General features: G+C 50.4%; 4 protein-coding genes. All 4 read right to left on the bottom strand.

The annotated features are described in order from the left end of the window. Positions 1-222: 222 nt before the first annotated feature. Complete coding sequence (locus ABYW01_RS16400; RefSeq protein ID WP_372834749.1) at positions 223-549, bottom strand: cytochrome c; 327 nt, start codon at positions 547-549, stop codon at positions 223-225. A gap of 60 nt (positions 550-609) precedes the next feature. Continuing rightward, positions 610-1,629, bottom strand: coding sequence for a DNA polymerase III subunit delta (gene holA / locus ABYW01_RS16395; RefSeq protein WP_372834748.1), 1,020 nt, complete (start codon positions 1,627-1,629; stop codon positions 610-612). Further along, positions 1,626-2,132 (bottom strand): LPS assembly lipoprotein LptE, encoded by a 507-nt coding sequence (gene lptE / locus ABYW01_RS16390; protein WP_372834745.1) that lies wholly within the window; start codon positions 2,130-2,132, stop codon positions 1,626-1,628. Before lptE ends, holA begins: the two co-directional genes overlap by 4 nt. 23 nt (positions 2,133-2,155) lie before the next feature. Further along, positions 2,156-3,798: leucine--tRNA ligase (leuS, locus tag ABYW01_RS16385; RefSeq protein ID WP_372834743.1), on the bottom strand; the 1,643-nt coding region annotated here is incomplete at its 5' end.

Genomic DNA, 3,798 nt, shown 5'->3' with positions numbered 1-3,798 from the left:
TCTGAACAGTGTGATTAACTTTTTTGGAAGTGCTGTTTGTCAATAAAAATATTGAAAAAATTATAGCGACCAGCTCAGCTTATCAACAAAAAACTCACTTAAGTTATACCGGAAATCTGGGGGTTAAATTGTGGATAAGCTAAGGGTAAGTCGCTTGGTGCGGCATGTTATGGGCAGTATCATCAAGTGATCAAATACTACCCGCAGGGAATTTTTGTATGGTTAGTTAGTTTGTTGCTCTCGGCGCTTTTTAACCATATAGGATGCAACCGCTTCGGCTTGGTCAGCACTCAGGTTATCGAACGTTGGCATTGAGTGTTCGCTGTTGTAACCATATTTAATGACCAGCATGATTTCGTAGTCTTTAAGGCTTTTATCGGTAATCGGTAAATTTTCCAGATAAGGCCCAAGTCCCTGATTCTGATGGCAGCTAATACAGTAGTAATCGTAGAGGGATTTACCGTCTTTCAGGCGAGTGGGGTCGAATTTTTTTTCACAGCCTGTTGTGGCCAGGCTCAGGCAGGCCACGATCAATGCAGTCAATCGCATGGGAAGCCCTTCCTTTGCTATCCAGAGTGCACAATATTGCGCATTTGAAGTACATGATAGTTAAGAAATAGGTAGAGTGATACCGGCAAGTGTAAAACAGATACTGGCCAGGTTAACCCACGGGTCGCCCCGTTCAGCGCCTTTAACGATGCGATCCACCTGTCCGCAGTCGGAGAGTAGTTTTTCCAGGGTGGATTGACGAAGTCTCTGAGCAGCGCGTCCTAACTGTGGCTTGCGCTTTCCCCAGATCTTCTCGCGCTGACACAACGCATCAAAGCTCATGCCTGATGCCTGTCCAAGCTGGATGTTATAGAGTGCACGAATCTCTCTGACCAGAGCCCAGAGGACAATGGCGGCTTCAGTACCGTCCTGATGCAAGACTTGCAGGATTTTATGGCTGCGCTCTGCCTGGCCTAATAAAACGGCTTCTGTCAGGCCATAAATATCGTAGCGGGAGCTGTCCGTGACCGCATCAATAACATCGTCAGCGGTGACCGGTTTATCCGGGTAGAGCAACAGGAGTTTTTGTAATTCCTGCTTAGCCGCTAACAGATTGCCTTCGATACGATCAACCAGCAAGCTGACGGCATCATCTTCCAATTGCAGGCCTATTTGGGCTGCGCGTTGTCGGATCCAGGTGGGTAACTGATTGGGTTCGATTGGCCAAAGTTCAACAATCACGCCTTTTTGATCAATGGCTTTGAACCAGGCGGATTTCTTACTCGCCCCATCGAGTTTGTTGGCGACAAGCAGTAATACGTTGTCCGGGGAGGGGGAATTCAGATACTGGCGAAGAATTTCACTCGATTGCTTGTTCAGCTTACTGCTGCCAAGACGCAGTTCGATGATCTTCCGTTCAGCGAACAGAGACAGAGCGTTGGCGCATTCCAGTAGATATTCCCATTTAAAGCCGGATTCTACATGGAGTACTTCACGCTCGGTAAACCCCTGTTGTTTAAAGTAGCCGCGCAACAGATCGCAGCTTTCTTCGGAAAGAAGCGGCTCGTCACCCGTGATCAGATAAGCCGGTTGGACCTCACCTTTCAGGCGGCTGGCGAGCTGCTCCTGTTTTACTTTCATTTGTTGCTATCAAATGCCAGGTAACTGCGGATAATGCGGGTTGCCATCGCGTCGTACATTTCGTCGCGAAGCAGTGACTCCTGCTCATCCTTGGCGGCGGCGGCATCTGCATCGTAAGTGTAAACACGTTCGGTGATCGCTGACTCGTTTTTGACCAAGTCGTTTTTCAGAGAGCGTAGTTCATACTCAACCTTCAGTGTTAGTGAGTACTCATCAACACGCGCGCTGCTGTCGAGAGAGACCGAGTCGCGTTTGAATACAGACTTATGAACCTTCAGGTTGTACGGGGCATTTGCCACCAGCTGAATACCGTTATCCTGCAGGCCGCGCTTCAAAGCGCGACTCAGACGATCGTTCGCGCGATCTGTTTGCAGGCTCAGTTGTGCCTTATCGGCGGATACATCCACTGCACCGCGCAAGTGAAACCCGCAGGCAGACAGCAGCGATAGGGTAAACGCCAGCATAACTGCCAGCAGCGGCTTAGAGTTCAGTTGCACGGCCATAGAGGATGCTCCTTTATCCGGTGTTATCCAACGACGATGTTAACCAGTTTGCCCGGTACCACAATCTGCTTGCGGATACTTTTGTCGGCCATATGTTTCTGAACGTTTTCTTCAGCCAGTGCAGTGTGCAGGATGACATCCTTATCGGCGTCTGCGGCAACGTTGATCTTCGCGCGGACTTTGCCGTTCACCTGTACGACCATCTCGATAGATGTACGTACGAGTGCGCTTTCGTCAACCTGTGGCCAAGGTGCAGTCAGGATATCACCTTCCTGACCCAGAGCCGTCCAAAGCTCGTGCGTAATGTGTGGCACGATAGGAGCCAGCAGCTGAACGGCAGTTTGCAGTGCTTCCTGAGATACCGCGCGACCCTGTTCGCTGACATCAACAAACTTGCTGATAGCGTTGGACAGTTCCATCACAGCCGCAATTGCCGTGTTGAACGTCTGGCGGCGCTCTACGTCATCGGAAACTTTCTGGATGGTTTCGTGCACTTTACGGCGCAATGCCTGCTGGTCATCTGTCAGCGCAGAAGTATCCAGCGCGACAATATCCCCGCCTGCTTGCAGGTGATCAAACGCTTGCTTCCACAGACGTTTAAGGAAGCGATGCGCACCATCAACACCGGAATCAGACCATTCCAGAGACTGCTCCGGAGGTGCTGCGAACATCATGAACAGGCGTACGGTGTCTGCACCGTATTTATCGATCATGATCTGAGGGTCGATGCCGTTGTTTTTCGATTTGGACATCTTGGATACGCCCGCAGAAAGCACGGGCTCTCCGTCTGACTTCAGGGTTGCGCTAACAAAACGGCCTTTGTCATCGGTTTCTACCTGAACGTCGGTTGGGGAGATCCACTCCTGGCCGCCATTCTCACCTTCGCGGTAGTAGGTATCTGCCAGAACCATACCCTGACACAGCAGGCGCTTGAACGGTTCGTCGGAATCGACTAAGCCCTGATCACGCATCAGTTTATGGAAGAAACGGGAGTACAGCAGGTGCAGAATCGCGTGCTCGATACCACCAATGTACTGATCAACCGGCAGCCAGTAATTGGCTTTTTCCGGTTCCAGCATCTGGTTTTCGCTCAGGCGGCTCGCGTAACGCGCGTAGTACCAGGACGATTCCATAAAGGTATCAAACGTGTCGGTTTCACGTTCTGCTGCTCCGCCACATTTAGGGCAGGTGGTGTTGATGAAGCTTTCCATTTTTTTGATCGGAGAGCCGACACCATCAAACTGAACATCTTCAGGCAGGGTTACTGGCAGCTGATCTTCAGGGACAGGAACGGAACCGCAGCTGTTGCAGTTTACGACTGGGATTGGTGTACCCCAGTAGCGCTGACGGGATACGCCCCAGTCGCGCAGGCGATAGTTAACGGTAACTTTGCCTTTGCCTTTTGCTTCCAGTTCAGCAGCGATCGCTTTGAAAGCCATATCGAATTCCAGATGATCGAAATCACCGGAGTTCACCAAAATGCCTTTTTCTGTGTAAGCTTCTTTATCCAGATCCACTTCGATAGAAGCATCAACAGGCTTGATTACCTGTTTGATCTCCAAGCCATATTTAGCGGCAAATTCGTAATCGCGCTGATCATGACCCGGAACAGACATCACTGCACCTGAACCGTAATCCATCAAAACGAAGTTTGCGGTCCATACCG

The organism is Pontibacterium sp. (assembly GCF_041587635.1).
GTDB lineage: Bacteria > Pseudomonadota > Gammaproteobacteria > Pseudomonadales > Balneatricaceae > Pontibacterium.
The sequence above is the reverse complement of the archived record's forward strand: the minus strand, read 5'-3'. Positions and strand labels throughout refer to the sequence as shown.